The following is a 24,135-nucleotide window of genomic DNA, read 5'->3' on the forward strand; positions in this document are numbered from 1 at the left end:
TCCTCTAACGCGGTCATTCTGGAATGGCCTGAGGTGGTACCAGCAGCCCTCCCACCGCGAATTGAAGCTGAATCTGCAGCTGCTCCACGGGGCCGGTCCCGTACTTGATGATCTTGTCCAGGATGAAGGCCAAACAGCCTTCGCCAGAACCCCGATGAAGTAGCCATGGGTCACCTGAGTGCGCTGGATTATCGTGGTATTCCCGGATTCCCGCCATGCACAGGAATGGTTGGTCCTCGAGACTGTTGGCCTGGATGAAATCCGTCACGGCGTTCTGCTGGATGAGAGCTCCAATCATTTCCGGCGGCGTTCCGGGCAGACGTCTCAGCATATTCAGGGGGAGATCCTTCCGGGCAATCGGCTGGCGCGTAAATGGATCGACAAAGACCACAGACGGTGGTCTTAAGTCGTAGTTGGTGAAGTCGATCTCAATGGCTGCGCCGATAACGCGCGGCTTTACTTTAGGGCTTACAAATATGAAGAATGCGCTCGGGAAGCTCGCATCGATCAGGAAGCAGCCTTGAGCCCGATAGGCATCTGCATATGGCCGGAACCGGCTGATCTCCCGATCAAACTTTGCTCGCGAGACCTCCGGGTCCACAGTTTGGAGTTCAGGCACCTGCGACACCCGCCTTCAGGCTGAGGAACAGGGTTGCCGTGTTCGCGAAGCCGAAATCGCCGATTTTCTTGTCGACGTCGAGCAAGTTGCCGACCTCGTCCTTGAGCTCCCAGTTGTCGGCAGGTTGGGCCACGTTTTGCGTGCTCTCAAGGGCTTTGGTGCGAACGACGTGAAGCGGCTGGTTGGGATTGGCTTCGACCTGCGTAGGCTGGCCGTTCACCACGACGATGATTTCGATCTTCCCGAGGCCGCCTCCGTGATTGTCGCCCTTACCCGAATCCTTCGACATTGTCATACTCCAGTGGCTTGCCAACCGGCCCCAAGGCACTACTGCCGACCCACTGGTGAGCGGGCTGGCGGTCTTTGATCGTCCACTCGGCGCCACGAACCGCGAGTACGTGAAAGACAGGAGATAAGCTACCGAATCGGTGCTAGGCTTTTTTACGCGGTACTTGAGAGGCAAGTAAACCCCCGGAAAACTGCTCATCACAACTATAATCGATTAGAGCAGCTAAAGTATTGGCCAAATCTTCCATAAGATATTGCCGTATGATAGCGCTAGATGTATAATGCTATCTTTGATATCGTCATTGAAGGGAAGCCATCATGGCAAATGTGACCGTTAGGAACCTGCCCGACGAGGTGCACCGAGCGCTACGCGTACGAGCAGCAATGCATGGCCGCAGCACCGAAGCCGAGATCCGCGACATCCTAGAAACGACTGTCCGGCCCCCGGAGCGGGTCAAACTCGGCTCTTTATTGGCGTCTATTGCCCATGAAGCTGGAGGGCTGACGGATGCCGAAGCGGAGCATTTCAACCAGCTCCGTGACAAGACTCCTGCTGAACCGATGAGCTTCGAATGATCGTGCTCGACACCAACGTCATATCCGAATTGTGGAAGGCCGAGCCGGACCGCGCTGTGTTGGCCTGGATCGATGCGCAGATGATTGAAACACTGTATTTGTCCGCGATTACGGTGGCCGAACTGCGTTTCGGCTTGGCGGCCATGCCGGCAGGCAAGCGACGCACGATCTTTCAGAATCGCTTGGAAGGAGAGGTCTTGCCAGCCCTCGCAGGGCGCGTTCTTCCCTTCGACTTGGACGCGTCGCGAAGTTATGCGGACCTGATGGCGCAAGCGAAAACGTCAGGCAACGTCATCGGCAAGGCGGATGGCTATATCGCCGCAACGGCGGTTGCGCATGGCTTTATGGTTGCTACGCGCGATACCAGTCCGTTCGAGGCAGCTGGACTAGACATCATCAACCCCTGGGAGCCGGCATGATCCCGCCGATCTCATTTCTCTATGCGGTATGTTAAACCATAATGTGGCGGCCAGGTTGAACTGTCCGCCGTTGGGCAAAGTTAAAATGTCACTTTGGATACGTCTTCAGCCATTTAGAAATACGACACTCGGCATGTCCACTTGCGCTGAGGCAAGCCCCCGACCGGGCCGGCTGGGCCGGGTTGCAAGGGAAGGGAGGGGGCGGGTGAAGAGCACCCCTTCGGCTTTAGCTTTCTCGGTTTCAATTATTGCGTTCCTGGTAGATGTTGCAGGCAGCTGAATGTGCAGGGCCAGGATCTCGCGATGCTTCCGGAAATCAAGCTGATGGGTGACGTCGATGTAGCCGCGCTGTCGCCACTGTTTCGTGGCATGGTCATGACTGTTTCCTACGCCGAGACCCAAGGAGGTATCGGTCTGACCGCCTCGGGGGCGATGAACCGCAAGTTCGTCCACTGGGCCGCTGTTCACTTCGATTGGCCCGGCCACACGTCGGACGACTTATACAGCATCAGCAAGGTTCTGAACGAAGCCGATATGCCGCCGCTTTTGGTCGTCCGTGACATGCTCAAGCACTTGCGGCTTCTTCGGCGGCGAAAGGACGTACTGGTACCAACCCAACGCGGCCGAGACTTTCTGGCGAGACCGCAGGCCTTCTTCGATCTGATCGCGACGGATTATCTTTATGCTTATATCCATTACGGGCAGACGCAGGAGGCTGTCCGTAATCGGATGCGTTGGTGGCACGTCTTTCTCAATCTTATAAATATGAAAGCAGAAACGGGCTGTTCGTTGGACGACCTGGCGAACGAGCTATACCCGGGCGAATCGTACCCGGAGCCAGCAGAAATGACTGTCGAAACCTGGGCGGAAAGGTCGGCGCTCCGCTACGATATCATTCGCCCGCTGTGCTGGCTGGGATTGCTGCACGAAGAGCGCGAGGGACTGACCATTGGGCAGGGCGGAACCTACCACAAGACACCGTTGTGGGCTGCCTGTTTAAAGCTGGAATCAGACAGGCAATCCGAGTTTATCCTCCATTGAACTGTGCCGGGTAGGGTTGCCCTTGCTCCACCGCACTTTGCTGGGAAAGCGCCTGTCGACGCCGAGCAATGACGGCCGGATCGTTCATAAAATCCGTCCGCTTGCCCGGCTTGCGGCCCCGCGGTTTGTAGCCAATCTTCTCGCTGTTGGTCTTCAGGGTGTCAATCGGCGTCCAAAGACGAATTCGGCAGTGCGACAAGTGCCCGTGGAAAGTATCAACCGACCCTCACGATATTCCGCATGGCTACACTGAAACGCTGCATCACGCACTTGCGAGGACGATTGCCGAGCCGGGATCCCTGCACGACGCAGGACATGTGATGGCTTGTCATGAGCACCCACCGGGAGACGAGGCCCACTGCGTAGGCTGGCTCATGAACCAACTTGGTCCAGGCAACAACATCCCACTGCGCCTCAAGGTTCGGTCCTGCGAGAACATAGATGCGGTCACATTGGACGGTCCGCAGCATGAACGGTTTGTGGATACGTTGTCCGCCCTGAACAACGGCTAAGCGATTGAAGTTTGGCGGTTGTTGAATGGCAGCGAAGTATCGGTTTTTGCGGTGAGTGATGTGATGACGACCAGGATACATGCGCGCCAAACGGCGAGAAGCCTGAGGATGAGGCGCAGATTGTGCGCGGCAGCCACGAGCAGGGCATTGGCGGCATCGCCAGTATGGCCGAGGAGGTAGTTCCGGTCCAGCCTGCCATCGGTCTTCATATGACCGATGGTGGCCTCGATGGCCGATCGTCGTTTGAGTTCGCGTCGCATGGTAGCGGTCAGGCCGCGCTTCTGCCCGGCGATGACGACGGTGGCGTCGCCCCGGTAATCATGACCGCGAAAGCCCTTGTCAACGTAAATGCGCTCAGGATCTACACCGCCGATCTTGGTCGCCTGGCTGACGGTCCGATCCAGCGTATGACCATCATAGGGATTGCCCTCGAAGGCCATGGCCGCCACCACCAGGCCCTCGCGGTTGGTCGTCGCAATGCCCACCTTGGCACCGAACTCGTAAGGCGTGCGCGCCTTGCCCTTGGCGATGCACACCACCTCGGGCGCATGCAGCGAATAGAGCTTCATCTTGTCCTTCGGCTTTTGGGCAAGCAACCGCTCGACGAGACCGAGAAGGCTGGCAAACCGGTTCTCCAGCTCTGTGTTTCCAGCAATCTTGCGGCAAATATCGCGAAAGACGCGGCCCAGATAGGTGCGCAGTTTCTTCAACTCCCGGCGCATGCGGCGAAACTGCCGGGCATGGGCATAGCGTCCCACCCGGACTGCCGCGGCCTTGGCAAGGCGGGTATGGCTCTGGCGAAGCGGAATGGCGAAGCGTTTGGCCTGGCGCACCAGAGACAGGATCGCCTTCAGATAAAGCCGGCCGTCCGTCGGATAGGCAATCGCCTTGGGCTGCACCGTCGTATCGACCGTGATGCGCTCCAGAGAGCCTGGTTTTGCCGTTCCCGTGTCAAGTGCGGCATCGACGCTTGCCTTGAGCATCTCGGCCAAACCCTCCGGGCCGATCCGTTTGCGCCAGCGTGTCATCGTACTGGCATCGATCGGCATCTCATGTTGGAAAAATTCGAAGCCGCAGAAGTACTGCCAATAGGGATTTTCGACCCAGCGCTCGACCGTCTCTTCGTCCGACAGGTCGTGGACGTGCTTCAGGTAATGCAGGCCCACCATCAGACGGGTCGGCTTGGCCGGTCGACCGATCGGCCGATAAAAGCCGCCAAAGGCTTGGTCGAAGCGCTCCCAGGCAATCGCCTTGCCCAGACGGACCAGCGGATGCTTCAGATTGATCATCGCGTCCAGACGTTCGCGAAACAGATCATGTTTGCCGGAAGAAGGCTGCGTCGGTCGCATCGAAAAAACACCAGAAAACAGGGGGCCGCAAAGCAGTTTCCTGCAGTTTCAAATACTTCAGACTCCTTGGGAATCCCTGAAATCAAAAGATTTTCAGGTTTTTCAGCGCGGACTTCTTACTTTGCAGGAACAGGACACTTTAACTTTGCGGCTACATATCATGTCACAGCTATTTAAAGATGAGACAAAGTACTCAACTTAGAAATGCGACATCATCCTATTCCTTAGTACTCCATTTGCAAGAGAACATATTTGTGTAATACGCAGACGATAGCCGCCGGCCGGGTGGAGCTGGTCAGGGTTGCGTAGGCCGGTCGGCGGCGGATGGGTTAGGGTGAAAGAATAAACTTTAGCTTTGACAGCCCGATCACTCCGCCGCCTTTAGCCGCGCAAGGGCTTGCTGGCGCTTGGCGATAACCACGGGATCCTTGGTGAAATCCGTCTTCCTGCCAGGCTTCGTGCCGCGCTTTTGATAGCCATTGCTCTGGCTGCCGTCGCGAATGCCGAACATATGGTCCGTCTGGCCGCTGCGGCGCGGCCCGCCCTTGCTGCGCTGTTGCTGTCGTCCGGCCTGCATCTCGGCCACCACCGCCAGCATGTCGTCGAGGCGCTTGTTCTCAACCACCTCGGAGCGGTGCACCGAGCGCAGCGTGTCGATGGTTCTATAGGGCAGGGACGTCCCCTCATGGGTGACCTCGAGGCGACCGTCGGGATAGTCGCAGACAATGACCTTCTTGCCGGCGAGCGCCGTGGCGAGGTCGGTCGGATCGAGGATGAACATCACCTTGTCATAGCGCAGCGTCAGCGACTGCGACAGCTTGCGGATCTCCTTGCGGCACATCGCGCCATCGAGGTTCTCATGCGCGGCAAACGGCCGATGCATGTCCTTCGGATTGCGCGGCGCTTTGCCGAAGCGACGATTGAAGTCGGCCATGAACTCCGGCGCATAGGCATTGGCCGCCGCGATCGTGTCGATGCCGCGCAGCCGCAGTTCCTTGACGAGGCGATCCTGCAGCGTCTGGTTGGCGCGCTCGACGCGCCCCTTCTTTCAAGTCCAGGACTGCAGTTCGTGCTGACACTCAAGCGCGTATAGAGTTCGAGGTCACGCACCCGTTCCATCCTTGGCGCGGCCAGCGCTTCGTGCTGTCGACACGCAAGCAGAACTGGGGCGAGGACCGCGTCATGTTCTACGACGCGGATGGACGGCTTCGCTCGCTGCTTGCGTCTTGGACGGATGTCGCCGCACCCGATGTTTTCATTCAGGTCGCGGCCGGTAGGTCGTTCGTGCGTCCAGATGATCTGGCAACCCTGGCGGCATTGATCGAGCAAATCGAGCGCGGCCATGGCGGCTGAATGCGTGTCAGGCAATTTATGCCGCGTATGTCAACCTAATTATGCCGCGGCATGCAAGCGTTGTCATCGGCATTGGCCTCGATTCTGCCGAGTATTTCCAGCACTAATAGGCATAACAGCTGCCTTCATTAGATTGACACGTTCTCCACTGAGGCGTAATTTGATTTACAAACAAGGAAGAGGTTATGCCATGCCCAACGAGACTAAACGCGATCGACTGCGCCAGCTCGGAGCACTCAACGCGCAGCCCGAAGCCGTCCGCGCGCCCTGGTTTCGTGAGTCCACCTTCTTCGATCCTCTCGATCTCGTGCAGGTGAAGTACGAGATGCTGCGTCACGTCCAGGAGGATGGCGTCAACAAGGCCGATGCCGCTGCGCTTTTCGGTCTGTCGCGGCCAACCTACTATCAGGCCGAGGCCGCGTTCGAACGCGAGGGCATTGCCGGCCTGCTGCCGCGCACCCGAGGGCCAAAGTCGGCCCACAAACTCACCGACGAGGTCATGCAGCTCATCGAGCAGAACCAGCACGCGGGCGCCCCGCTGCAGGCGCGCTCCCTGGCAGAACTGCTGCATTCGACGCTCGGCATCAGTGTCCATCCCCGCAGCATCGAACGCGCGATCGCCCGTAAAAAAAAACGGTGAGCCCCATGCACGCACCCCGGTGCTACCGCGCAGCTGCAAGGATTTCTACGAGACGCTACGCGCCGCCGTCCTTTGCGGTCAGGCCTGTGCCAAGGACATCGGCGCCATTGTTTTCCACGGCCTTTGGCAAGGGCTGGCGGTGCTGACCGCGAGCCCCCAGCCTTCCCCGCCGACGCGTCGGCGGCCGGAACCACGGCCCACGGCTTCGGCTGCAGTGCACGATCGCCAGCTCGTGCACATGCTCGCCAACATGGTGCTGGCAGCAGAGACCCGAGGGAACCATGTCTACTGACATCGCCATGAAGGTTGACGCCGACCATCTGCGGCGTGATGCATTCCTCTACGTGCGTCAGTCCTCGCTTCGTCAGGTGTTCGAGAACACCGAGAGCACCAAGCGGCAATACGCCTTGCGCGATCGCGCCGTGGCGCTGGGCTGGCCGATCGAACGTGTCCACGTCATCGATAGCGACCTCGGCCTCTCCGGCGCGCAGTCGCAGGACCGCGACGGCTTCCAGCACCTGGTGAGCGAAGTGGCGATGGGGCATGCGGGGATCGTGCTGGGGCTGGAAGTGTCGCGCCTGGCACGCAACAATGCCGACTGGCACCGTCTCCTTGAGCTGGCCGCCCTGTCGCGCACGCTCATCATGGACGAGGATGGCGTCTACGATCTATCATGTTGATACCCTCATTCGGTAGCAGATTGGGTAAAGTCGAGGTGTTGCCGCACGCCGGATTTGAGCTCTTGTATTGCGGCAATTGTTGCAGCGGCATCTGGAAACAGCACGCGTTTGTGAGAGGCGTTTTGGTGGATACTGATCACGCCATTGCGGATTCGATGCCGGATCCAGGAGCGAGAAACTTGCGCCACCTTCGCTAATTCAGACACCGTTAGCCACCCGGGAATATGGTGAGAGCGGGCTGGTGTAGACTGCCTCAATACGCGATGGCGTTGTCGGACGACCTGGACGGTGCGCACAGGAACGTAGCTGCGGCGCGGTGAGCGGAAGCCTTCCTTGGTTAGCCTCGCCGCTATTGCCGTATCGTCGAGCCCTTGATGGGCCAGTTCAAGCAGCCGGACCTCCATCTCGGCGCCGCGAGACAGCGCACTCAAGGCATGCACCCTCGGCTCGACCTCGCGTTCGGTAACGTCACCTCCTCGCCAAACGATGCGGATCGTAATCCGATCTCGGACCACCCGTCGCAGGATCACTTTGTCGATCAAGCTGCGTAGTAAGGTTTTCTTGCGTCCCCACTCTATGTCAGATCTCTGCCAAAATTCAGGAAGCTGCGAACCGGCAGCGATAAAATCATTCTGCTCTGCTGGGGTCAGATCGTCCGATTGACTTTGCGCCGCGAGACAGCGCACTCAAGGCATGCACCCTCGGCTCGACCTCGCGTTCGGTAACGTCACCTCGATCGTATTGCCGTTCTGCAAGTAGCGCTTGATAGCGCAGGCGTTTGATCTGCTGCTCTTCAGCTCGGTCAAAAGCCTCCTCTGCCTGCCGACGAGCATCTTTGGCGCACATCAACTCGGCCAACTCGGTCGGACTGGCCGCCGCAAAGAAGGCTTCAACGACGCACGCGTCGATGGGATCGGCCGGCAAATGCTGGCATAATCCTCCGCCCTGGCTGCGCGCCAGGAAATTGCAGACGTAGCGGTTGCCGTTCTTGTATTCAACGCCCATTTTGTGGCCGCATCGCCCGCACCAGACAATGCCTTGCAACACCGCCGCACCATCACGCGACACGCCGCGTGTCTGGTTTCTTCGGTATTCAGCGTGATTGTCGCTCAGCATGGTCTGGATCCGCTCGTAACGCTGCCAATCGAGATAAGCAGGATAACGGTCTTTCACTACGATTTTCCACTCCGTCATTTTGCGGCGTCGCGAGATGATTTTACCACTTGCATACCTGGCGTGACAGGACTGGGTGCGGCCATAGACGAAGGCGCCGGCATAGGCCGGGTTCTTCAACATCCCGGCAAGCATGCTGGCTGTTGGGACGCGCCGCCAAATCGATTTCGTCGCGGTACGGTGAGAGCACGATCCCGCAAGGAGCGGATCACTTTTCCGACGGTGCCTAACTCCCAAAATGCCGAGAATATCAGGGCAATCCGGTCCTGCACTTCCTGGTTTGAATCCTTCATCACGATACCATCGGCGTCCCGCTCCAGCCCGGCTGGTAACAACAATGCCAACTCGCCCCGCTCAGCCTTGCTGAGCAAACCAGCTGTCAGGCGGCCACGCAGCGTGTGCAATTCCACTTCCGAGATCGTACCCTTCAGGCCAAGCAACAGGCGCCCGTTGGCCGAACCCGGGTCGTAAACACCATCGCGGTCGCCGATGAGACATTGCCGATAACCGCATAGATCAAGGAGCGGATACCAATCGGAACAATTGCGGGCAAGCCGCGTCACTTCATACGAGAGAACGATGCCAACTTCGCCCAGGGTGACGCGTGCAAGGAGATCTTTGAAGCCGGCACGGTGAACCGCCGCCGCTCCGCTCTGACCAAGATCTGCATCGATCACTTCGATATTGTTGTCTTCCCAGCCGAGATCCCCCGCACGCCGATGCAACGCATATTGCAACCGCAGGCTCTCCTGATTATTGACTATCTGATGTGGCGTCGATTGCCGGATATAAATCACGGCCTTTCGGCACAAATGTTGGGTCGTTATCAGATCCGACATCATGCCTCGCCCTCCAGAGAACCATGCGGTTTCGATAGGGGTGATTCGGTTTCTGACGTCAGGCTATCATGCTCAGCCATATCGACGGAACTTTGCGGCGCCTGCGCCCTCGCACAGTTTGCCAGGCGAATAAAATCGCGAACGCTCGTAGTTGAAAGCTTGGCTGACGGCATACCAGGTGCCGATGGATAAAGATTGGTGGCTGAGACTGGAATCTTCAGGAAAACATCATCGCTGTAAACGACAAGAAGCTGACGATAGGGGCCGGCGCCGCTCGGTCCGCCCGCCAAAATGAAATCGCGCCCATAAAGAGGGTGCGTCGGATCAGTAACTGTTATCCGTTGATCATCCCCAAATCCAATTGGGGCATTAAGATGTGTGCTCGTACGATCCGGCCTATTTCAACGATCGCATGCTGCTCGGGCTGAAGGGCACGATGAGCGAGGCCGAACTGCACATCCTGAAGTCGCGGCTGCAAGGCGGCATTCTCAACAAGGCGCGCCGCGGCGAACTCGAGATGCCGTTGCCGATCGGGTTGGTCTACACCCCTGACGCGCGGGTCGTGCTCGATCCCGACCGACAGATCCAGGACACGGTGCGGCTCCTGTTCGATACCTTCCGCGAGACCGGCTCGGCCTGCGCTGTCGTGCGCCGCCTGCGGGGCGAGAAGATCCTCTTTCCCCGGCGTATCCGTCGCGGCATCGGCAAGGGCGACGTCCTCTGGAGCGAGATCGACCATTCCCGCGTGCTTCAGATCGTGCACAATCCGCGATATGCCGGCGCCTTCGCCTATGGACGCACGCGCACAGCCTACAATGCCAAGCTTAAGCCCGTGCAACTGCGGGTGCCGAGATCCGACTGGCAGGTGCTGATCCCCAACGCACACGAGGGCTACATTTCCTGGGCCGAGTACGAGCGGAATCAGACAACCCTGGAACAGAACGCCGCCGGCTTTTCACCCGGCCTGCGTGGACGCATGCCCCGCCAGGGCAGCGGTCTGTTGCAAGGACGGCTGCTGTGCGGCCGCTGCGGTGCACGCATGCGGGTCCATTACGAGCCGTTCGAGGGGCGGCTGCGCCCGTATTACGTCTGCAACGAAGCCGTCGTGCGACAGGCCGGCAAGCACTGCCAATGGGTGCGCGGCGCTCCGGTCGACGAGGCGGTGAGCGCGCTACTGCTGGAGGCGATGGCGCCGGCAGCGATCGATGTCGCCCTTGCCGTGCAGCAGGAGATCACCCAGCGCGTGGAGCAGGCCGCGGCGCTGCGCGGCACGCAGCTGCAACGCACCCGCTATGAGGCCGAACTGGCCCGCCGGCGCTACCTAAAGGTCGATCCGGACAACCGCCTGGTCGCCGACGCGCTGGAAGCCGACTGGAACGCACGGCTGCGCGACCTCGATGCACTCCAGCGCGAGCACGAGCGCCAGAACGAGGCCGACCGCTCCCTGCTGGACGAGCCAGCACAGGAGCGCATCAGGGCGCTGACCGCCGATTTCCCGCGCATCTGGAACGACGAACGCACTGGTGCCGTCGAACGCAAGCGCATGCTCGGCCTTCTCATCGAAGACGTGACGCTGCTCGTCGACGAACAGGTCAACATCCATATCCGTTGGCGCGGCGGGCGCACGCAGAGCCTGTCGGTGACCAGACCACGGCCTATGTCAGTGATACGCAAGACGCCGGCACAGGTCGTGGCGTTGATCAACGAGCTACTGGAGACCGCCAACGACCGGCAGATCGCCGCCCGTCTCAATGAGCTCGGGCATCGCAACTGGCGCGGCGAACCCTTCACGCTGAAGAAGGTCATGCTCGTGCGCCGCACCTATGGTTTGAAGAGCCGGTACGAACGGCTGCGGGAGAGCGGCATGCTCACCGGCGAGGAAGTGGCCCAGCAGCTCGGCGTGTGCGTCTCGACCGTTCACCAACTCGGGCGGAAGGGCATTCTCAAGCGCCATCGATACGCCACCAACCATCGGTACTTGTACGAACCGCCGGGCAACGTCAGACTCGAAAAAGGCGCCGGCAGTCGATATGGTGGTCGTCCACCCAGATTAATTGTCGCTCAACCACTCCAACAAGGTGCATCGTGATGCCTGCTCCTTGGCCTGCGGGGTATTGGCGCAGATGATGTCGATGTTGAGCTCATAAAGCGCCCGCCCGAACTGCGTCAGGCCACTGGTTCTGTCCTTCTTGGAAGCATGGGTGGTGCGGAAGATGCCATGCTTGTCGCTGTAGAAGGCAATCGGCTTGCCCCATTGCTGCAGGTAGGCCTTCGTCGCGTGCAGATAGTCGAAGGTGTTCTCCGATCCGGCGAAGCGCAGATGCAACAGCTTGCCGGTGGCGTCGTCGATATAGACGAGCAGGGCGCATTTGGGTCCGCGGTTCTCGAACCACCAATGAAGCGAGCCGTCGATCTGAACCAGTTCGCCGAAACAATCGCGCCGGCCGCGCGGCTGGAAGACCCGCTTCTTGCGCTCGCGTCGCGACACCCAGAGGCCGGCTTCCATCATCCACTGACGCAGCGTCTCCTTGCTGACCGCAATCCGGTGGCATTCGAGCAGCTTCTCGGCCGCCAAGGTTGGTCCAAAATCCGAGTAATGCTCACGCACCAGGTCGAGCACCAGGTTGCGGAAATCCTCGCTGTAACGCCGGTTGCTCGGACGGCCGCGCTTCTTCGAGACGAGACCGTCGGCGCCGGCCAGGTCATAGGCTTGCAACAGCCGGTGGACCTGACTGCGGCTGAGACGAAGCAACGCAGCCGCCTCGACGACGCTCAGGCTGCCACCGCGAATCCGCTGGATGAGTTCAAGACGATGCAATTCCTTCTGCGACATGGTGATCAAACAAGACATGACGACTCCGAACGCTCATGGTCTCAGCCACGCTTCACGTCGCCAGTCTTCCTTCCAAACCTTGACGTTTGACCAGCATCCCAAGAGGCGACGACTGTCGCATCTCTAACTGGCTCATATGTCGCATCTCTAAAATGCCGTTATATATCATGTGGCGGCCAGGTTGAAATGTCCGCCGTTGCGCAAAGTAAAAATGTCACTTTGGATACGTCTTCAGCCATTTAGAAATGCGACAGCCGACATCTCCACTTGCGCTGAGGCAAGCCCCCGACCGGACCGGCTGGGCCGGGTTGCAAGGGAAGGGAGGGGGCGGGCGTAGGGCACCCCTTCGGCTTTAGCTTTCTCAGTTTCAATTAATGCGTTCCTGGTAGATGTTGCTGGCAGCTGAATGTGCAGGGCCAGGATCTCGCGATGCTTCCGGAAATCAGGCTGATGGGTGACGTCGATGTCGCCGCTTTGTCGCCACTGCTTCGCGGCATGGCCATGACGGTTTCCTACGCAGAGACCCAGGGAGGGATCGGTCTGACCGCGTCGGGGGCGATGAACCGCAAGTTCGTCCACTGGGCCGCTGTTCACTTCGATTGGCCCGGCTACACGTCGGACGACTTATACAGCATCAACAAGGTTCTCAACGAAGCCGATATGCCGCCGCTTTTGGTCGTCCGTGACATGCTCAAGTACTTGCGGCTTCTTCGGCGGCGCAAGGACGTACTGGTACCAACCCAACGCGGCCGAGACTTTCTGGCGAGACCGCAGGCCTTCTTCGATCTGATCGCGACGGATTATCTTTATGCTTATATCCACTACGGGCAGACGCAGGAGGCTGTCCGTAATCGGATGCGTTGGTGGCACGTCTTTCTCAATCTTATCAATATCAAAGCAGAAACGGGCTGTTCGTTGGACGACCTGGCGAACGAGCTATACCCGAGCGAATCGTACCCCGAGCCAGCAGAAATGACTGTCGAAGCCTGGGCGGAACGGTCGGCGTTCCGCTACGACATCATTCGCCCGCTGTGCTGGCTGGGATTGCTGCACGAGGAGCGCGAGGGACTGACCATTTGGCAGGGCGGAACTTACCACAAGACACCCTTATGGGCTGCCTGTTTAAAGCTGGAATCAGACAGGCAATCCGAGTTTATCCTCCATTGAACTGTGCCGGGTAGGGTTGCCCTTGCTCCACCGCACCTCGCTGGGAAAGCGCCTGTCGACGCCGAGCAATGACCGCTGGATCGTTCATGAAATCCGTCCTCTTGCCCGGCTTGCGGCCCCGCGGTTTGTAGCCAATCTTCTCGCTGTTCGTCTTTAAGGCCGGCTTCGTCTGCTGCTCCTGACGCTCCTTGATGTAGGCCAGGACATCACCGAGCCGCTTGTTCTCGGTGATCGCCGCATGCGTCACCCGCTGGTCCTTGTCGAACACCCGGTAGGGTAGGGAATGCCCCTTCCAGCGCACATCCAGCCTGCCGTCGGCAAGCGCGTAGGTCTCGACATAGCGACCGACCAGCCCGCGCGTCACCGCGGTCTCCTCCAGCATGATCCGCTGGCGCTCGAACGAAAACGTCAGCTGCGATCCGACATAGCGCTGCTCACGTTTGCACAGGACGTCGCGCAGCCGATCCGGGGCAAGGTTCAGCGGCCGATGCAGATCATCAGATCGGGCAGGGGTAATGGCAAACTGGCGGTTATAGCGCTCCATGAACCGAGGCAGGAAAGCGTTGCCGTCGTCCATGCCGCAGATGCCCTCCAGGCGCAGATCCTTGATCAACCGGTCCTGTAGCGTCCGGTTCATCCGCTCGACCCGGCCCTTGGCTTGGCTCGAGTTTGCGCAAAGAATCTCGATGTTTAGCTCGCAAAGTGCACGCCCGAACTGCGTCATGCCCTGACCGCCCTTGGCATCCTTCTTCGCAACCCGAAACACCGAATGCTTGTCGGAATAGAAGGCGACGGGAGCCCCATGCGCCTTCAGATAGAGCTCGAGCGCCTCGAAATAGCTGAACGCACTTTCCGAGCGTACAAACCGCAACTGCATCAGCTTGCCGGTCGCATCATCGATGAACACCAGCAATGAACATGGGTCACCGCGATCCTCGAACCAGCGATGCTCGGATCCATCGATTTGCACCAGTTCACCGTAGGCCTCGCGCCGCAACCGTGGCTGATGAAACGTCCGCCGCTGCTTGCGCGACAGCCACAGGCCGGCCTCAGACATCCATTGGCGCAGGGTCTCGCGCGACACCGTCAGACCATCACGCTCGGCAAGCTTCTCGGCCGCCAGCGTCGGACCAAAGTCCACATAGCGCTCGCGCACGATCGCCATGGCATAATCGCGCACGCCGTCACAAATCCGATTGTTCGATGGCCGGCCGATTGCCTTGTGCCGGATCGACGCTGCACCGCCAGTGCTGATCCGATCCAGCAGACGACGCACCTGGCGCGTGCTTAAGCCCAGGACATGCGCCGCCGCCGCCAACGTCATGCGCCCGGCGGTCACTTTCGACAAAATCTCGATCCGCTGCAGGTCACGCTCGCTCATCGCAATCAATCCCATCCGCAATCTCCCAGGTCATCAAAACGCGGGGAGAGTGACATTCTTACTTTGCAGGATCAGGACACTTTAACTTTGCGGCTACATATCAAGATCGCATAATCTATCAACGGGAACTCGGCGGCATCGAGCCGTCATGAGGCATCGGGGTTCATCCAGCCATTACAGCTTGTAGCCGATGTTTCGCAGCAGGTCTTTCCGCCACGCAATGTCAACGTCGGTTTCGACACCCAGCGGTGAGGCGCCATCCACCACGCCGAGCACGCCGCGGCCCAGCTCCGTTTGCGCGACGATCACCTGTGTCGGGTTAGCCGTCGCGCGGTAAATGCGGCAGACCTCTGGCACCGCACGCACCGCGGCAAGCACATTGACGGGAAAGAATCCGTCCCCAAGGAAGACCAGGAAAGTGTGGCCGGCGCCAATGGCCAATGCGTTGTCGCGTGCAAGGGAGATGACGGCTTCGTCATTACCCGACCAGCGCACGAGCCGCTTACCGGAGGCCTCGCAGAAGGCCAGCCCGAAGCGAATGCCAGGAACCGCGCCCACCAGCGCTTCGTGGAGGTCTTCCACCGTCTTGATGAAATGCGACTGGCCAAAAATGAAGTTGGATGCGTCCGGCTTGACGATGGGCACGACGGTGAGTTCCATGGCTGCGCTCCTTCAAGGTAGGCAACGCAATGGTATGCCGACGGAAGGCGATTTCAAGCCGCCACAGGCGGCCGATTCGCCCGCCGCGCTGCCACCCTCGGCTTCCTCGCGCATCGCCCGACACGGCATCACTTCGGGCGGCCTTGTCTAGGCTCTGGTACAGTCTCGAGTGAAACCTTGGGAGTTGCGAAGGCAGCTAACCACACGCATTAACCGCTCGTTCGCTTTTCAGCCACCAGATGGCTGGAGAATTCTTGATGTGGGCCACTTGCGCCGCCCCTCCTTCGCGTCCCGTGAGCGGGGACTGATCCGCCGGTGCAACACGAGGTCGGTCCCAGACTACTTCGCGTTGTCGTCCCTCTGGTTTCTCGCGTTTCTGCCGGACGTCGCCTTGTCGTCAATGCCCTGCCCGCGCCAGCCTTCGGGGGCGGACGCCCCGGCGAAAGCCCGAGTTTGGCCATGACCGCGGCGGCCGATGCCGCCCGGCCTTTCACGCCGCGTCCTTCGGGACCGACCAACGAAAGGAGAAAATCATGGGACTCGACATGTACGCTTGCACTCTTCGCGAACCGCCCGCCGCGCCGGTCGACTTTGAGGTTGAAGAGGCCACGGAGCTCCACTACTGGCGGAAGCATCCGAACCTTCACGGCTGGATGGAACAACTCTACCGCCAAAAGGGCGGCAACGACGCAAAATTCAATTGCGCCAATCTTCAGCTAACCGCCGACGATCTCGATCGCCTGGAAACGGCGATTCGCAATCGCACTCTGCCGCCGACCGACGGCTTCTTCTTCGGCTTGTCCGACGGCAGCGAAGTCACCGATGATCTCGCCTTCGTCGCCAAAGCCCGCGCCGCGCTCGCGGCAGGTCTCGCGGTCTTCTACACACCATGGTGGTAGGCACCGGCGCCGGGACGGTCAGTCCGTCCCGGTTTCCCACCATCGGGCGGCGTTGTTGACGTCGTCTCGTGCCTGATTGCGCCTTGCTCGTCGCTTATCTCGGCGTCGCCGCGGAGCTCCCGGAGGACGGGTTCCTCGGCGAGGAATTCAGCCTCGTCGAGGGGGCTCCGGCTATACTTGGGTTGTGGACCCGATTGACGGTACCGCGCCATTCGTCAATGGTATGTCGACGTGGTGTGTGTCGATCGCGGTGCTGCATGGCGGCGTGCCGGTGATCGGGGTGATCCATGCGCCCTGCGATGGCGAAGTCTATGCTTCGGCCGCTGGCAAGGGCGCGAGCCTCAACGGAAGGAAGTTGAGCCTCGATCCGTCTCGTACCATCCGGAACGCCATCACCGGCATTGGCTGCAATACCTATGTCGAGCCGGAGCGGGTTGGCCAGATCATCGCCATGCTGCTCGGCATGGGCGGCAACTTTATCCGCAATGGCTCCGGCGCATTGATGCTCGCCTATGTCGCGGCCGGTCGTCTGGTCGGTTATTACGAGCCGCATATGTATGCTTGGGACTGCATGGCTGGTTACTGCCTCGTCAAGAAGCCGGCGGCGACTACCTGTCCTTCCCGACCGAGGGCGAAGCCTTGTTGAAGGGCCAGCCAGTGCTTCGGTGCTCGATGCAGAACCAGTTCGGCTGTGCTTTGCCAACTGCGAACCCGAACGCGCCCCATTTTTTGCAGTCGGGATGCTCGCAATAGTGCACGTAGAGCGTCGTATCGTGCTTGGCCGCGCCTTGCTCGTCGCTCACTTCGTCACCTCGTCGTGACGCTCTGAACGGGGCGACCAGCCGCGGGTAAAGCCTATGCCCATCGCAATCTGGGCCAATGCCAGTTGCTCGCGCAGATGCTTGCAGTCGGCGAGCAGTGTGCGGATTGTCGCTTCCGCGTCGCCGCCGTGCCAGGCAAGTGCTGACGCGACCTCATCCATCCACGTATCGAATTCCTCGATGTCGGAAGTTTGCTTCTCAGCAGACATGACGGCTCCTTCTCCGCGCACGCGCAGAGTCCTTTGCCCCACAGGTTTTCAGATTGGCGGCCGCAACGCCGACGAATGTTCTTAGTATGTTCTCACTGCACCGGGAGTCAACGGTCGCCGTGATACTGGGGCGGAATTTTTCGCTAGGTGGTCAGGATCGGCCGGTTGCCGTCCCCAGCCTGGTTCTTTTGGTGTTATCTTGAATCTAACTTACGAACTTTAGAGAGGACCAATCCATGTGGCTCGAATTGCACGGCAGCAACGGACCGATTTTCATCAACATGGACACTGTTACGCACTTCCAGCGGATAGAGGGGCAGCAACGCACCACTCTCGTGACCTTCTCGCCCAATAACGGGAGCTGCCTGACGTTCCAAGTTCATGAGTCCCCTGAAGAGATCATGTCGATGATCAGCGAATATTGACGCATTGGCCAAGCTCCTTGATCACTCTGGCTAGACAGAACAGCTTACTGGACAACACGAACTACTCTGTCACGATCAACGACAGTCAAAAAGATATGGTCCCGTAACTCGAGCCCGCCTTGGTTATCCCTCCTTGCGGGCTCTTTTTCTTGTCCCCGTTTCCCTCGAAATTGTCGCGGTGAAAAGAGCCTGACACTATGCACTGGTGCTTGCATGCGCAAACTTGCTGCTGCAAATTCTATGTCGCCTGTGAAGTCGAACGCTCGGGCGCGAAGCCTCTCTTGCCTAACCGCGAGAGGGGCTTTTTTCTTGCTCTCCTCGCGGCGGAACAAGCGCACCGTCGGAAAGCGCGAGTGCCCGCACCGGGGGACAGGGCGGGCACTCTTAACAGGTTGGGGGACCTGTGCCGCTTGAGGGAAGCGGCACAAAGATAATTCAGCGGGGGCGTCATTGTTCCGATTGTCTGCTGCCGGTTTGAAATTATCTCCTCGGCCCTAGCGGTCCGGTTCCGCTGTCGCCGTGATGGAATGCCGGGTCGTGAACAATCTCGAATTCGGCCTTGAGCTGCTCGGCCAGTCGCTTCGCAATATCCCGCTTCGCCGCGTCCCTCGACGTGGCGTCGATGCCGACGAGCACCGCGCAATCCTCGATCGATATTTCCCAAATGGCGGCGCGCAGGAATTCCTGCACGGTCGCATCGTCAACAGCTTCGCCATGGCGCCGAAAGCCGATCTGCGCCCTCAAAGCTGTTACGATGTCGCGGGCAAAGAGCGTGGAGCACTGCGGATCACGCCGCCGCCGCTGGCCTTTGGCTGCGAGGCCATTCAGGACCGCGCGACCGACCATGGCGAAGCGAATGAAAATTGCACCTTCAATATCGTATTTTGGTCCTGGCATGCGGAATCCTCCTTTGTTTGAGGTGTCGATATCCCGCATGTCGTGAAAGGCGCCCGCCAGCGCTGATGCTCCTGATATGAGCGGATACGCCTGATAGTCAATGCGTCCTTTCCGCTGATCTGTGCGTTAATGGCCGCATGGCCAGATCGTCCTCGAAGAAACCGCCTGAGGCGCCCTGCGGACCCGATGCCGGCGCGGATTGAGCCTTGCGTGGCGATGCTCGTCGATAAGCCGCCGAAGGGACGGGACTGGGCGTTCGAGGTGAAGTGGGACGGTTATCGGCTGGCCGTCCATATCGAGCCCAGCCGGGTGCGCATCATCACGCGCGGCGGCTATGACTGGACCGATCGCTTCCCCGCGATCGCAGCCGAGGCGCGGCTTCTTGGGCTGAAGACCGCCATCCTCGACGGCGAGGCGGTCGTGCTCGACGGGCACGGCCGCTCCGACTTCGGCCTCTTGCAGCGGGCGCTTGGCAGGAGGCCGAGCCTGCACGATCCACGCGAAATCCTCTTCTTCGCCTTCGACCTCCTCTATCTCGACGGCCGCGACCTGCGCCGCCTGCCGCTCGGCGAACGGCGGCGGCTGCTGGAGCCGATCGTCGGCGCCGGCCGCACCGGTGTTACCCGGCTGTCGGAGGAAGTTGTCGCGGACGGCGACGAATTCTATCGGATCGCCTGCGAGCACGGCCTCGAAGGCATCGTCGCCAAGCGGCGCGACAAGCCCTATCAGTCCGGGCGACGTCTAGACTGGCAGAAGATCAAATGCGTATGCAGCGACAGCTTCGTGATCGTCGGATACGAGCCGTCGACTTTGCCTGGCGCGATCGGGCGGCTGCTGCTTGCGGCGAGGAAAGGCGAGCGGCTCGTCTATGTCGGCGGCTGCGGTACGGGTTGGACCTATCAGGAATCGGTGAAGCTACGTGAACTGCTCGACGCGATCCGGGCCGATCAGCCGGCGGTGGCGCTCAAACGCAAGGCTGCGGTCTTCACCAGGCCGATACTTGTCGCCGAGGCCGAGTATCGCGCATGGACGCAGGATGGGAAGCTGCGCCACCCGTCATTCAAGGGCATCCGCCAACGGCAGGATGATGCGACGATTTTTGCGATGCCATGACGGGCGCGACAAGGCCGCTTATCTCTCGCGTCACGGCATCAGCCGAACTTCAGATCCATCCTCTTGCGAACAAGAATGGAGGCTTCAGCAGGATTGCCTGAACAGGGAGGATCCCGCCGACCGTGACGTTCATGGCCTTTATAGCCGATCTCTGGCGCGGCCGGGGAGAGTAGGGGGGCCGGCCCGAACGGAGCAGCTTGCCGGCGGCAGTCGGTCCCGATTTCCGCCTGCCGGCGGCGCGATGCTAAATCTCCTGCGGCTACCGTGTTAACCGGTCAAGCTGCGCGCGAACTGACTTCGACGCTAAAGCGCCTGCGCCTGGTATGCTCAAACTTGTTGATGCCGCACTAACGTGCGGAGCCCGCCTTGGGCATTTCGCCGGGACGTCGAGTGTGCTCAGCGCGGAAGAGAAAAAGAAAAAAGGGCCGTCGGAAAACCGCGGCCCATGAGTTTTGAAGGTATGAACCTCCAGAGGGGAACAGTTGTTGCAGCGGAACTGGGAGGAAAACCGCCATGTGCATCAACTGAATGCATGATGATCGTTTTTTGATCATTCGGGAAACGTTTTTTGTGCAATGCAGCTATGCAAATGCCGTGCTGCTGTGCACGTGGCCACAGTCCACCGCGATCGGTCGTCTCATCGCCAACGGGCGTCTTCGTCGAGACGGTGCGCGACAACAGAGCGTTCCGCGTCATCCCGGCTCGGTCGTGGAAATCCCGCTATGGGCGGAATGAGCGAGCTCCATTGCCTGCTGAGCGGGCAGGGGACGTGCGATCAGGTACCCCTGCGCCTCATCGAAGCCTTCTGCCTTGATCAGCTCGAGTTGGTTCCGGCGCTCCACACCTTCCACCGTGGTGATGATCCTGAGTGAGCGGCCGATCGCGGCGACCGCCCTGACAATCGCCAAGGATACCTTGCTCATCGGAAGATCGGTGATGAAGCTGCGGTCGACCTTGATTTTGTCAAAGGGAAAAGTTCTGAGATAACCAAGCGAGGAGAAGCCGGTTCCGAAATCGTCGATTGCGACTTTCACGCCGCGCTGTCGGATCTCCTTTAAAGTCTGAAGATTGCCGTCGCATTCGTCGAGCAACACAGACTCGGTGATCTCGAGCTGCAGGCGCGAGGCCTCCAGTCCCGTCTCTTCCAAAATGCTGCCCACAGTCGCAGCGAGCCTCCGGTTCCTGAATTGCAAAGGGGAAAGGTTGACAGCCACACTGACCTCCGGGGGCCATTTGACCGCCTCGGTGCAAGCCTGACGAAGAACCCACTCGCCAAGCGGTCCAATAAGGCCGGTTTCCTCGGCAACAGGAATGAACTCGGCAGGCGACACGTGGCCCCTATCCGGATGCGGCCACCGGGCCAGTGCCTCAAATGTCGTTATTCGGCCGGTATGAAGGTCGACGAGCGGCTGGTAATGGACATCCAGCTCGCCGTTTGCGAGCGCGTGCCGCAGTGAAGCCCTCATCTGCTGCAGTGCCTGCAGATCTGCATCCATACCAGGCTCATACAGAACGTAGGTGCCGCGGCCGCCGGCTCTGGCCCGTTCGAGTGCTATGTCTGCAGCCTTGATAAGCTCGTCTACCGACTGATCATTTTTTGGCGCAGCCGCAAGCCCGACAATGACACCAAGATCGACATGGGCTCCTGCGAGCTCATACGGTGCTTCAACGACATCTATAAGCTGCTGGGCCAGCAAGAGGGCTTCATCATTGCTGTTGATGCCGGTGCGCAAGACGGCAAATTCATCGCCACCGAGGCGACAGAGGATGTCGGATTGCTTGACACAGTTTCGCAGCCGCTCAGCCACACGGCGCAGCAACAGGTCACCGGTGGCCCGACCATAGGCGTCGTTGATCGCCTTGAAGCCATCGAGGTCGAGGCAGAGAATTGCGATTCTGGTGGCCGGCGCGATCGCGTCCGATAGGCGTTCGAACTCCTCGCGGAGGAGCTGGCGATTCGGCAATCCCGTCAGCGCATCATGTCGCGCCATGTGGTGAATTTGCTTCTGCGCCAGCAATCGCTCCTGTTCCGCGTTACGGCGCTCGGTGATGTCGAGGGCAATACCAACGAAGCCGAGAAATGTGCCGTCCGTCGCGAAGCGCGGCTGTCCGATGTCGATGACCCAGATTGAGCCTCCGGCGGCGCGTTTTAAACGGTATTCCATCCGGATTGGCTTGCGACGGTTAAAAGCCTCGAAAAACGCTCTTTCGACCGCGGTCCGGTCGTCGGGATGGACGGCATTCAACCAACCTTTCCCTGCCGCCTGCTCGGCGGTCTGCCCGGTTGTCTCGACCCAAAGTCGGCTGTGATAATCGTCTGCGCCATCTGCGTTGGTCACCCAGATCATTACCGGTGCGTCGTCGGCGATTGCCCGGAAACGTGCCTCACTCTCCTTAAGAGCTTCCAAGGCTTTGCGACGGTCATCGACGTTCTCGACCGTGCCGTACCAGCGAAGAATTGTTCCGTCTTCGGCCCTGCGTGCGGCGGCACGACCCCGATACCAACTGTAGCCGCCCGCTGCGGCCGCCAGGCGAAACTCGATGTCGAGCGGCGCTCCGGTCTCAAGCGATTTCGCCCACGCTTGCTGCACGGGGTCCAGGTCATCGGGGTGCGTTGCTTGTTCCCATCCGGTCCCGAGAGCTTCCTGTGGGGCATAGCCGGTCTCTTTCCAGCGCGGACCAATCTCCAGAACCTGTCCCGATGGATCTGCCGTCCATGGCACCTGGGGATCTACCAGCGATCGACAATGCTCTTCGCTGGCGTGCAGCTCTGACTCGGCCTTTCGCCGTTCGGTGACGTCCAGGATCGTCGCCACGATAACCTTTTCGCTGGTGTTCCCTCTCGTCAGGCTGGCACGACACGTCCTTGTCAGCAGCGTCTTCAGCACTCCGCCCGATACGGCGATCTCTTCCTCGACCGAAATCTCCTCGCCGGCAAATAGAACACGCCTGTCGATTTCACGAATGCGATCCGCCTCTGCCGTCGGTCGAATGTCGTAATCGGTGCAGCCGATCAGGTCACTGGGTCCTCTGCCAACCAGCGCGCAAGCCGCTTCGTTGAGGAAGCGGAAGCGAAAACGCTCGTCCTTGACGATAATGGGTGCGGTGATTGAATCGAGGATGGCCTCGAGATCGGCGCCGAAAGTCAAATGCTACTCCGATGATCTCAGTGCGTTTTCTCCGCCTCGCGTGACGGTGGCTGAATGCGTGTTGCCGATACCGGCTCCACAGCTGCCAAGCCGGTGTTTTTAGAGGCGAAACGTCGCTCATTGGCACCTTTTCAACACCCTAGAGTGGCGCCAGTTAACAAGAAATTGACGACAATGGTGCTGAGAACGAAGTTGTGCAAACTCTTGCAAATTACAGGAGGGGCCCATGGATTTCGCTCTCCCCATGATAGGGTGTTGAAAGGCGGCTTTGTTAACTCCGTCTTTCGCTCGATCGAAAACAGGCTTCGAACCTGTCCCAGCTGCATCGTAAAAGATGACAGGGTGAGGAAACACTCAACAGGATCGCAGTTCGGTTTGCTCAAGGTGGGACACTATGAAAACACCGTGGAACTTCCTTGCCCAACTGACGTCGCGGCGACCATCGGCGAAAGCGCAAGAGAGTTCGATCGGGAATGACACCGATTCCCAGGCGCTCGAGAGCGACGTGGAGCATAGGTCCGCGCTTCGGCTCAGTTTGAGGGTAGCTGGCGGCCCACCTGCTTACGATGAGGACGTCTCGGCTGATCAGGGGTCGGTCGCATCGAATGAGGTGAAAGGCGATGGCGATGTCGCACAGGCGTTAAGACCGCCGATCGATGCTGAAGAGGTTCAAACAACTGCGCGTCATGAAGCCGACCATTCGGGTGCCGAGGCGAATTCATTGGTTACGAAAAGTGCGGCAGCCAAGTCGCCAAGCAAACCGCGGATCAAGCGTCGAGAACGTGGAGAGAGAGCCAACGCCCAGGTGGCTGCGCAGAGCGCTGTCCCCCCAAAGCCTCATCAAAGCGTGCAACCCTCGTCTTCACGTGACCTGTTCTTCCATGAAGTGGCAACACTCGACGAAGAAATCGAAATGCTGAGGACCCAACTCGCTCAAAAGCTTCATCTGCAGAACGTGCAGCTCAAGAAGATGCTCGAGCGGTTCGAAGTTTCGTGAGCTTGGTGGCGCCCCCTGTAAGCGCGTAGTTGCGACATTGCGCGAAGATGCCCGCGCTGCGGCTCAGGACAGCCCAGCGACAATACTCAAGCCCA

23 protein-coding genes and 5 pseudogenes are annotated in these 24,135 nt (G+C 59.7%); 13 read left to right on the forward strand and 15 right to left on the reverse strand.

Annotated features, from left to right (window positions below; genetic code table 11):
* Window positions 1-13: 13 nt before the first annotated feature.
* Together SS05631_RS27345 and SS05631_RS27350 are read right to left on the reverse strand one after the other, a co-directional pair.
* The gene (locus SS05631_RS27345; RefSeq protein WP_037427479.1) at window positions 14-619 is read right to left on the reverse strand and encodes a putative metal-binding protein; all 606 of its coding nucleotides are present in this window, start codon (window positions 617-619) and stop codon (window positions 14-16) included.
* Window positions 612-908 carry a DUF2604 domain-containing protein gene (locus tag SS05631_RS27350; protein WP_037427472.1) on the reverse strand — a complete coding sequence of 99 codons (297 nt, stop codon included), beginning with the start codon at window positions 906-908 and terminating at the stop codon, window positions 612-614. Before SS05631_RS27350 ends, SS05631_RS27345 begins: the two co-directional genes overlap by 8 nt.
* A 317-nt stretch (window positions 909-1,225) precedes the next feature.
* On the opposite strand from SS05631_RS27350, the gene SS05631_RS27355 reads away from it, so the two are divergent.
* From SS05631_RS27355 to SS05631_RS27365, 3 genes are all read left to right on the forward strand, one after another.
* Window positions 1,226-1,483 (forward strand): plasmid stability protein stbC, encoded by a 258-nt coding sequence (locus SS05631_RS27355; RefSeq protein WP_010875326.1) that lies wholly within the window; start codon window positions 1,226-1,228, stop codon window positions 1,481-1,483.
* Window positions 1,480-1,902 (forward strand): type II toxin-antitoxin system VapC family toxin, encoded by a 423-nt coding sequence (locus tag SS05631_RS27360; protein WP_037427474.1) that lies wholly within the window; start codon window positions 1,480-1,482, stop codon window positions 1,900-1,902. Before SS05631_RS27355 ends, SS05631_RS27360 begins: the two co-directional genes overlap by 4 nt.
* 303 nt (window positions 1,903-2,205) lie before the next feature.
* Window positions 2,206-2,943, forward strand: coding sequence for a hypothetical protein (locus tag SS05631_RS27365; protein WP_095678168.1), 738 nt, complete (start codon window positions 2,206-2,208; stop codon window positions 2,941-2,943).
* Window positions 2,944-3,451: 508 nt separating this feature from the next.
* Here the strand turns inward: SS05631_RS27365 and SS05631_RS27380 are convergent.
* Both SS05631_RS27380 and SS05631_RS27385 read right to left on the reverse strand, forming a co-directional pair.
* On the reverse strand, window positions 3,452-4,804 hold the full coding sequence (locus tag SS05631_RS27380) for an IS5 family transposase (protein WP_037427476.1): 1,353 nt from the start codon (window positions 4,802-4,804) through the stop codon (window positions 3,452-3,454).
* A gap of 367 nt (window positions 4,805-5,171) precedes the next feature.
* Window positions 5,172-5,849 (reverse strand): annotated as a pseudogene (locus SS05631_RS27385) (ISNCY family transposase); the annotation flags it as partial.
* 44 nt (window positions 5,850-5,893) lie between these two features.
* Between SS05631_RS27385 and SS05631_RS27390 the strand changes: the two are divergent.
* From SS05631_RS27390 to SS05631_RS27405, 3 genes and pseudogenes are all read left to right on the forward strand, one after another.
* The gene (locus SS05631_RS27390) at window positions 5,894-6,157 is read left to right on the forward strand and encodes a DUF5372 family protein (RefSeq protein ID WP_086021547.1); all 264 of its coding nucleotides are present in this window, start codon (window positions 5,894-5,896) and stop codon (window positions 6,155-6,157) included.
* Between the two features lie 190 nt (window positions 6,158-6,347).
* A complete protein-coding gene (locus SS05631_RS32210; RefSeq protein WP_037436918.1) occupies window positions 6,348-6,797 on the forward strand; it encodes a helix-turn-helix domain-containing protein in 450 nt (149 codons plus the stop codon).
* A gap of 281 nt (window positions 6,798-7,078) precedes the next feature.
* Window positions 7,079-7,465, forward strand: a pseudogene (locus SS05631_RS27405) (recombinase family protein); the annotation flags it as partial.
* A gap of 17 nt (window positions 7,466-7,482) precedes the next feature.
* Here the strand turns inward: SS05631_RS27405 and SS05631_RS32215 are convergent.
* From SS05631_RS32215 to SS05631_RS32225, 3 genes are all read right to left on the reverse strand, one after another.
* Complete coding sequence (locus SS05631_RS32215) at window positions 7,483-8,019, reverse strand: hypothetical protein (RefSeq protein WP_202947957.1); 537 nt, start codon at window positions 8,017-8,019, stop codon at window positions 7,483-7,485.
* An 85-nt stretch (window positions 8,020-8,104) separates the two neighbouring features.
* Entirely contained in the window at window positions 8,105-8,773 is a 669-nt protein-coding gene (locus SS05631_RS32220) for a recombinase family protein (protein ID WP_202947958.1), read from the reverse strand.
* Window positions 8,767-9,492, reverse strand: a complete 726-nt coding sequence (locus SS05631_RS32225; protein ID WP_050994807.1) for a recombinase family protein — start codon at window positions 9,490-9,492, stop codon at window positions 8,767-8,769. Before SS05631_RS32225 ends, SS05631_RS32220 begins: the two co-directional genes overlap by 7 nt.
* A gap of 373 nt (window positions 9,493-9,865) precedes the next feature.
* Between SS05631_RS32225 and SS05631_RS27415 the strand changes: the two genes are divergently transcribed.
* Window positions 9,866-11,578 carry a recombinase family protein gene (locus SS05631_RS27415; RefSeq protein WP_172900205.1) on the forward strand — a complete coding sequence of 571 codons (1,713 nt, stop codon included), beginning with the start codon at window positions 9,866-9,868 and terminating at the stop codon, window positions 11,576-11,578.
* A gap of 9 nt (window positions 11,579-11,587) precedes the next feature.
* Here the strand turns inward: SS05631_RS27415 and SS05631_RS27420 are convergent.
* Window positions 11,588-12,340, reverse strand: a pseudogene (locus SS05631_RS27420) (ISNCY family transposase); the annotation flags it as partial.
* Window positions 12,341-12,751: 411 nt separating this feature from the next.
* Here SS05631_RS27420 and SS05631_RS27425 point away from each other — a divergent pair.
* Window positions 12,752-13,489: a hypothetical protein gene (locus tag SS05631_RS27425; RefSeq protein WP_014331725.1), complete on the forward strand. Its 738-nt coding sequence runs from the start codon at window positions 12,752-12,754 to the stop codon at window positions 13,487-13,489.
* Here the strand turns inward: SS05631_RS27425 and SS05631_RS27430 are convergent.
* A complete protein-coding gene (locus SS05631_RS27430) occupies window positions 13,476-14,885 on the reverse strand; it encodes an ISNCY family transposase (protein ID WP_014331726.1) in 1,410 nt (469 codons plus the stop codon). The two genes, SS05631_RS27425 and SS05631_RS27430, sit on opposite strands and share 14 nt — an antisense overlap.
* Window positions 14,886-15,044: 159 nt before the next feature.
* On the reverse strand, window positions 15,045-15,530 hold the full coding sequence (locus SS05631_RS27440) for an adenosine-specific kinase (RefSeq protein WP_037427172.1): 486 nt from the start codon (window positions 15,528-15,530) through the stop codon (window positions 15,045-15,047).
* A gap of 533 nt (window positions 15,531-16,063) precedes the next feature.
* Here SS05631_RS27440 and SS05631_RS27445 point away from each other — a divergent pair.
* Both SS05631_RS27445 and SS05631_RS27450 read left to right on the forward strand, forming a co-directional pair.
* Window positions 16,064-16,429, forward strand: coding sequence for a hypothetical protein (locus SS05631_RS27445; protein WP_037427170.1), 366 nt, complete (start codon window positions 16,064-16,066; stop codon window positions 16,427-16,429).
* Window positions 16,430-16,533: 104 nt separating this feature from the next.
* Window positions 16,534-17,092, forward strand: a pseudogene (locus SS05631_RS27450) (inositol monophosphatase family protein); the annotation flags it as partial.
* On the opposite strand, the gene SS05631_RS32230 reads toward SS05631_RS27450, so the two are convergent.
* Entirely contained in the window at window positions 17,038-17,232 is a 195-nt protein-coding gene (locus tag SS05631_RS32230; protein ID WP_083854355.1) for a hypothetical protein, read from the reverse strand. The pseudogene SS05631_RS27450 and the gene SS05631_RS32230 overlap by 55 nt on opposite strands.
* Window positions 17,229-17,459: a hypothetical protein gene (locus SS05631_RS27460; protein ID WP_037427168.1), complete on the reverse strand. Its 231-nt coding sequence runs from the start codon at window positions 17,457-17,459 to the stop codon at window positions 17,229-17,231. Before SS05631_RS27460 ends, SS05631_RS32230 begins: the two co-directional genes overlap by 4 nt.
* Window positions 17,460-17,695: 236 nt before the next feature.
* Here SS05631_RS27460 and SS05631_RS27465 point away from each other — a divergent pair, with 236 nt between their 5' ends.
* Window positions 17,696-17,884, forward strand: a complete 189-nt coding sequence (locus tag SS05631_RS27465; RefSeq protein ID WP_037427166.1) for a hypothetical protein — start codon at window positions 17,696-17,698, stop codon at window positions 17,882-17,884.
* Between the two features lie 480 nt (window positions 17,885-18,364).
* Here SS05631_RS27465 and SS05631_RS31710 read toward each other — a convergent pair whose 3' ends face one another.
* Window positions 18,365-18,820: a hypothetical protein gene (locus SS05631_RS31710; protein ID WP_245369187.1), complete on the reverse strand. Its 456-nt coding sequence runs from the start codon at window positions 18,818-18,820 to the stop codon at window positions 18,365-18,367.
* 98 nt (window positions 18,821-18,918) lie between these two features.
* Here SS05631_RS31710 and ligD point away from each other — a divergent pair.
* A pseudogene (ligD, locus tag SS05631_RS27475) lies at window positions 18,919-19,894 on the forward strand (non-homologous end-joining DNA ligase).
* 396 nt (window positions 19,895-20,290) lie between these two features.
* Here the strand turns inward: ligD and SS05631_RS31530 are convergent.
* Window positions 20,291-20,572 (reverse strand): hypothetical protein, encoded by a 282-nt coding sequence (locus SS05631_RS31530; RefSeq protein ID WP_162109197.1) that lies wholly within the window; start codon window positions 20,570-20,572, stop codon window positions 20,291-20,293.
* 14 nt (window positions 20,573-20,586) lie between these two features.
* A complete protein-coding gene (locus SS05631_RS27485; RefSeq protein WP_037427154.1) occupies window positions 20,587-23,043 on the reverse strand; it encodes an EAL domain-containing protein in 2,457 nt (818 codons plus the stop codon).
* 394 nt (window positions 23,044-23,437) lie between these two features.
* Here SS05631_RS27485 and SS05631_RS27495 point away from each other — a divergent pair, with 394 nt between their 5' ends.
* On the forward strand, window positions 23,438-24,040 hold the full coding sequence (locus SS05631_RS27495) for a hypothetical protein (protein WP_037427152.1): 603 nt from the start codon (window positions 23,438-23,440) through the stop codon (window positions 24,038-24,040).
* Window positions 24,041-24,135: the final 95 nt, after the last annotated feature.

The organism is Sinorhizobium sp. CCBAU 05631, assembly GCF_002288505.1.
In the GTDB taxonomy this organism is placed as follows: Bacteria; Pseudomonadota; Alphaproteobacteria; order Rhizobiales; family Rhizobiaceae; genus Sinorhizobium; species Sinorhizobium fredii_C.

Coding starts and splice junctions, on each gene's coding strand:
- SS05631_RS27445 (WP_037427170.1), top strand. CDS start 16,064: ATGGGACTCGACATGTACGCTTGCACTCTTCGCGAACCGCCCGCCGCG.
- SS05631_RS27430 (WP_014331726.1), bottom strand. CDS start 14,885: ATGGGATTGATTGCGATGAGCGAGCGTGACCTGCAGCGGATCGAGATT.
- SS05631_RS27360 (WP_037427474.1), top strand. CDS start 1,480: ATGATCGTGCTCGACACCAACGTCATATCCGAATTGTGGAAGGCCGAG.
- SS05631_RS27440 (WP_037427172.1), bottom strand. CDS start 15,530: ATGGAACTCACCGTCGTGCCCATCGTCAAGCCGGACGCATCCAACTTC.
- SS05631_RS27365 (WP_095678168.1), top strand. CDS start 2,206: ATGCTTCCGGAAATCAAGCTGATGGGTGACGTCGATGTAGCCGCGCTG.
- SS05631_RS27495 (WP_037427152.1), top strand. CDS start 23,438: ATGAAAACACCGTGGAACTTCCTTGCCCAACTGACGTCGCGGCGACCA.
- SS05631_RS32225 (WP_050994807.1), bottom strand. CDS start 9,492: ATGATGTCGGATCTGATAACGACCCAACATTTGTGCCGAAAGGCCGTG.
- SS05631_RS27355 (WP_010875326.1), top strand. CDS start 1,226: ATGGCAAATGTGACCGTTAGGAACCTGCCCGACGAGGTGCACCGAGCG.
- SS05631_RS32210 (WP_037436918.1), top strand. CDS start 6,348: ATGCCCAACGAGACTAAACGCGATCGACTGCGCCAGCTCGGAGCACTC.
- SS05631_RS27350 (WP_037427472.1), bottom strand. CDS start 908: ATGTCGAAGGATTCGGGTAAGGGCGACAATCACGGAGGCGGCCTCGGG.
- SS05631_RS27380 (WP_037427476.1), bottom strand. CDS start 4,804: ATGCGACCGACGCAGCCTTCTTCCGGCAAACATGATCTGTTTCGCGAA.
- SS05631_RS32220 (WP_202947958.1), bottom strand. CDS start 8,773: ATGTTGAAGAACCCGGCCTATGCCGGCGCCTTCGTCTATGGCCGCACC.
- SS05631_RS27425 (WP_014331725.1), top strand. CDS start 12,752: ATGCTTCCGGAAATCAGGCTGATGGGTGACGTCGATGTCGCCGCTTTG.
- SS05631_RS31710 (WP_245369187.1), bottom strand. CDS start 18,820: ATGCGGGATATCGACACCTCAAACAAAGGAGGATTCCGCATGCCAGGA.
- SS05631_RS27460 (WP_037427168.1), bottom strand. CDS start 17,459: ATGTCTGCTGAGAAGCAAACTTCCGACATCGAGGAATTCGATACGTGG.
- SS05631_RS27465 (WP_037427166.1), top strand. CDS start 17,696: ATGTGGCTCGAATTGCACGGCAGCAACGGACCGATTTTCATCAACATG.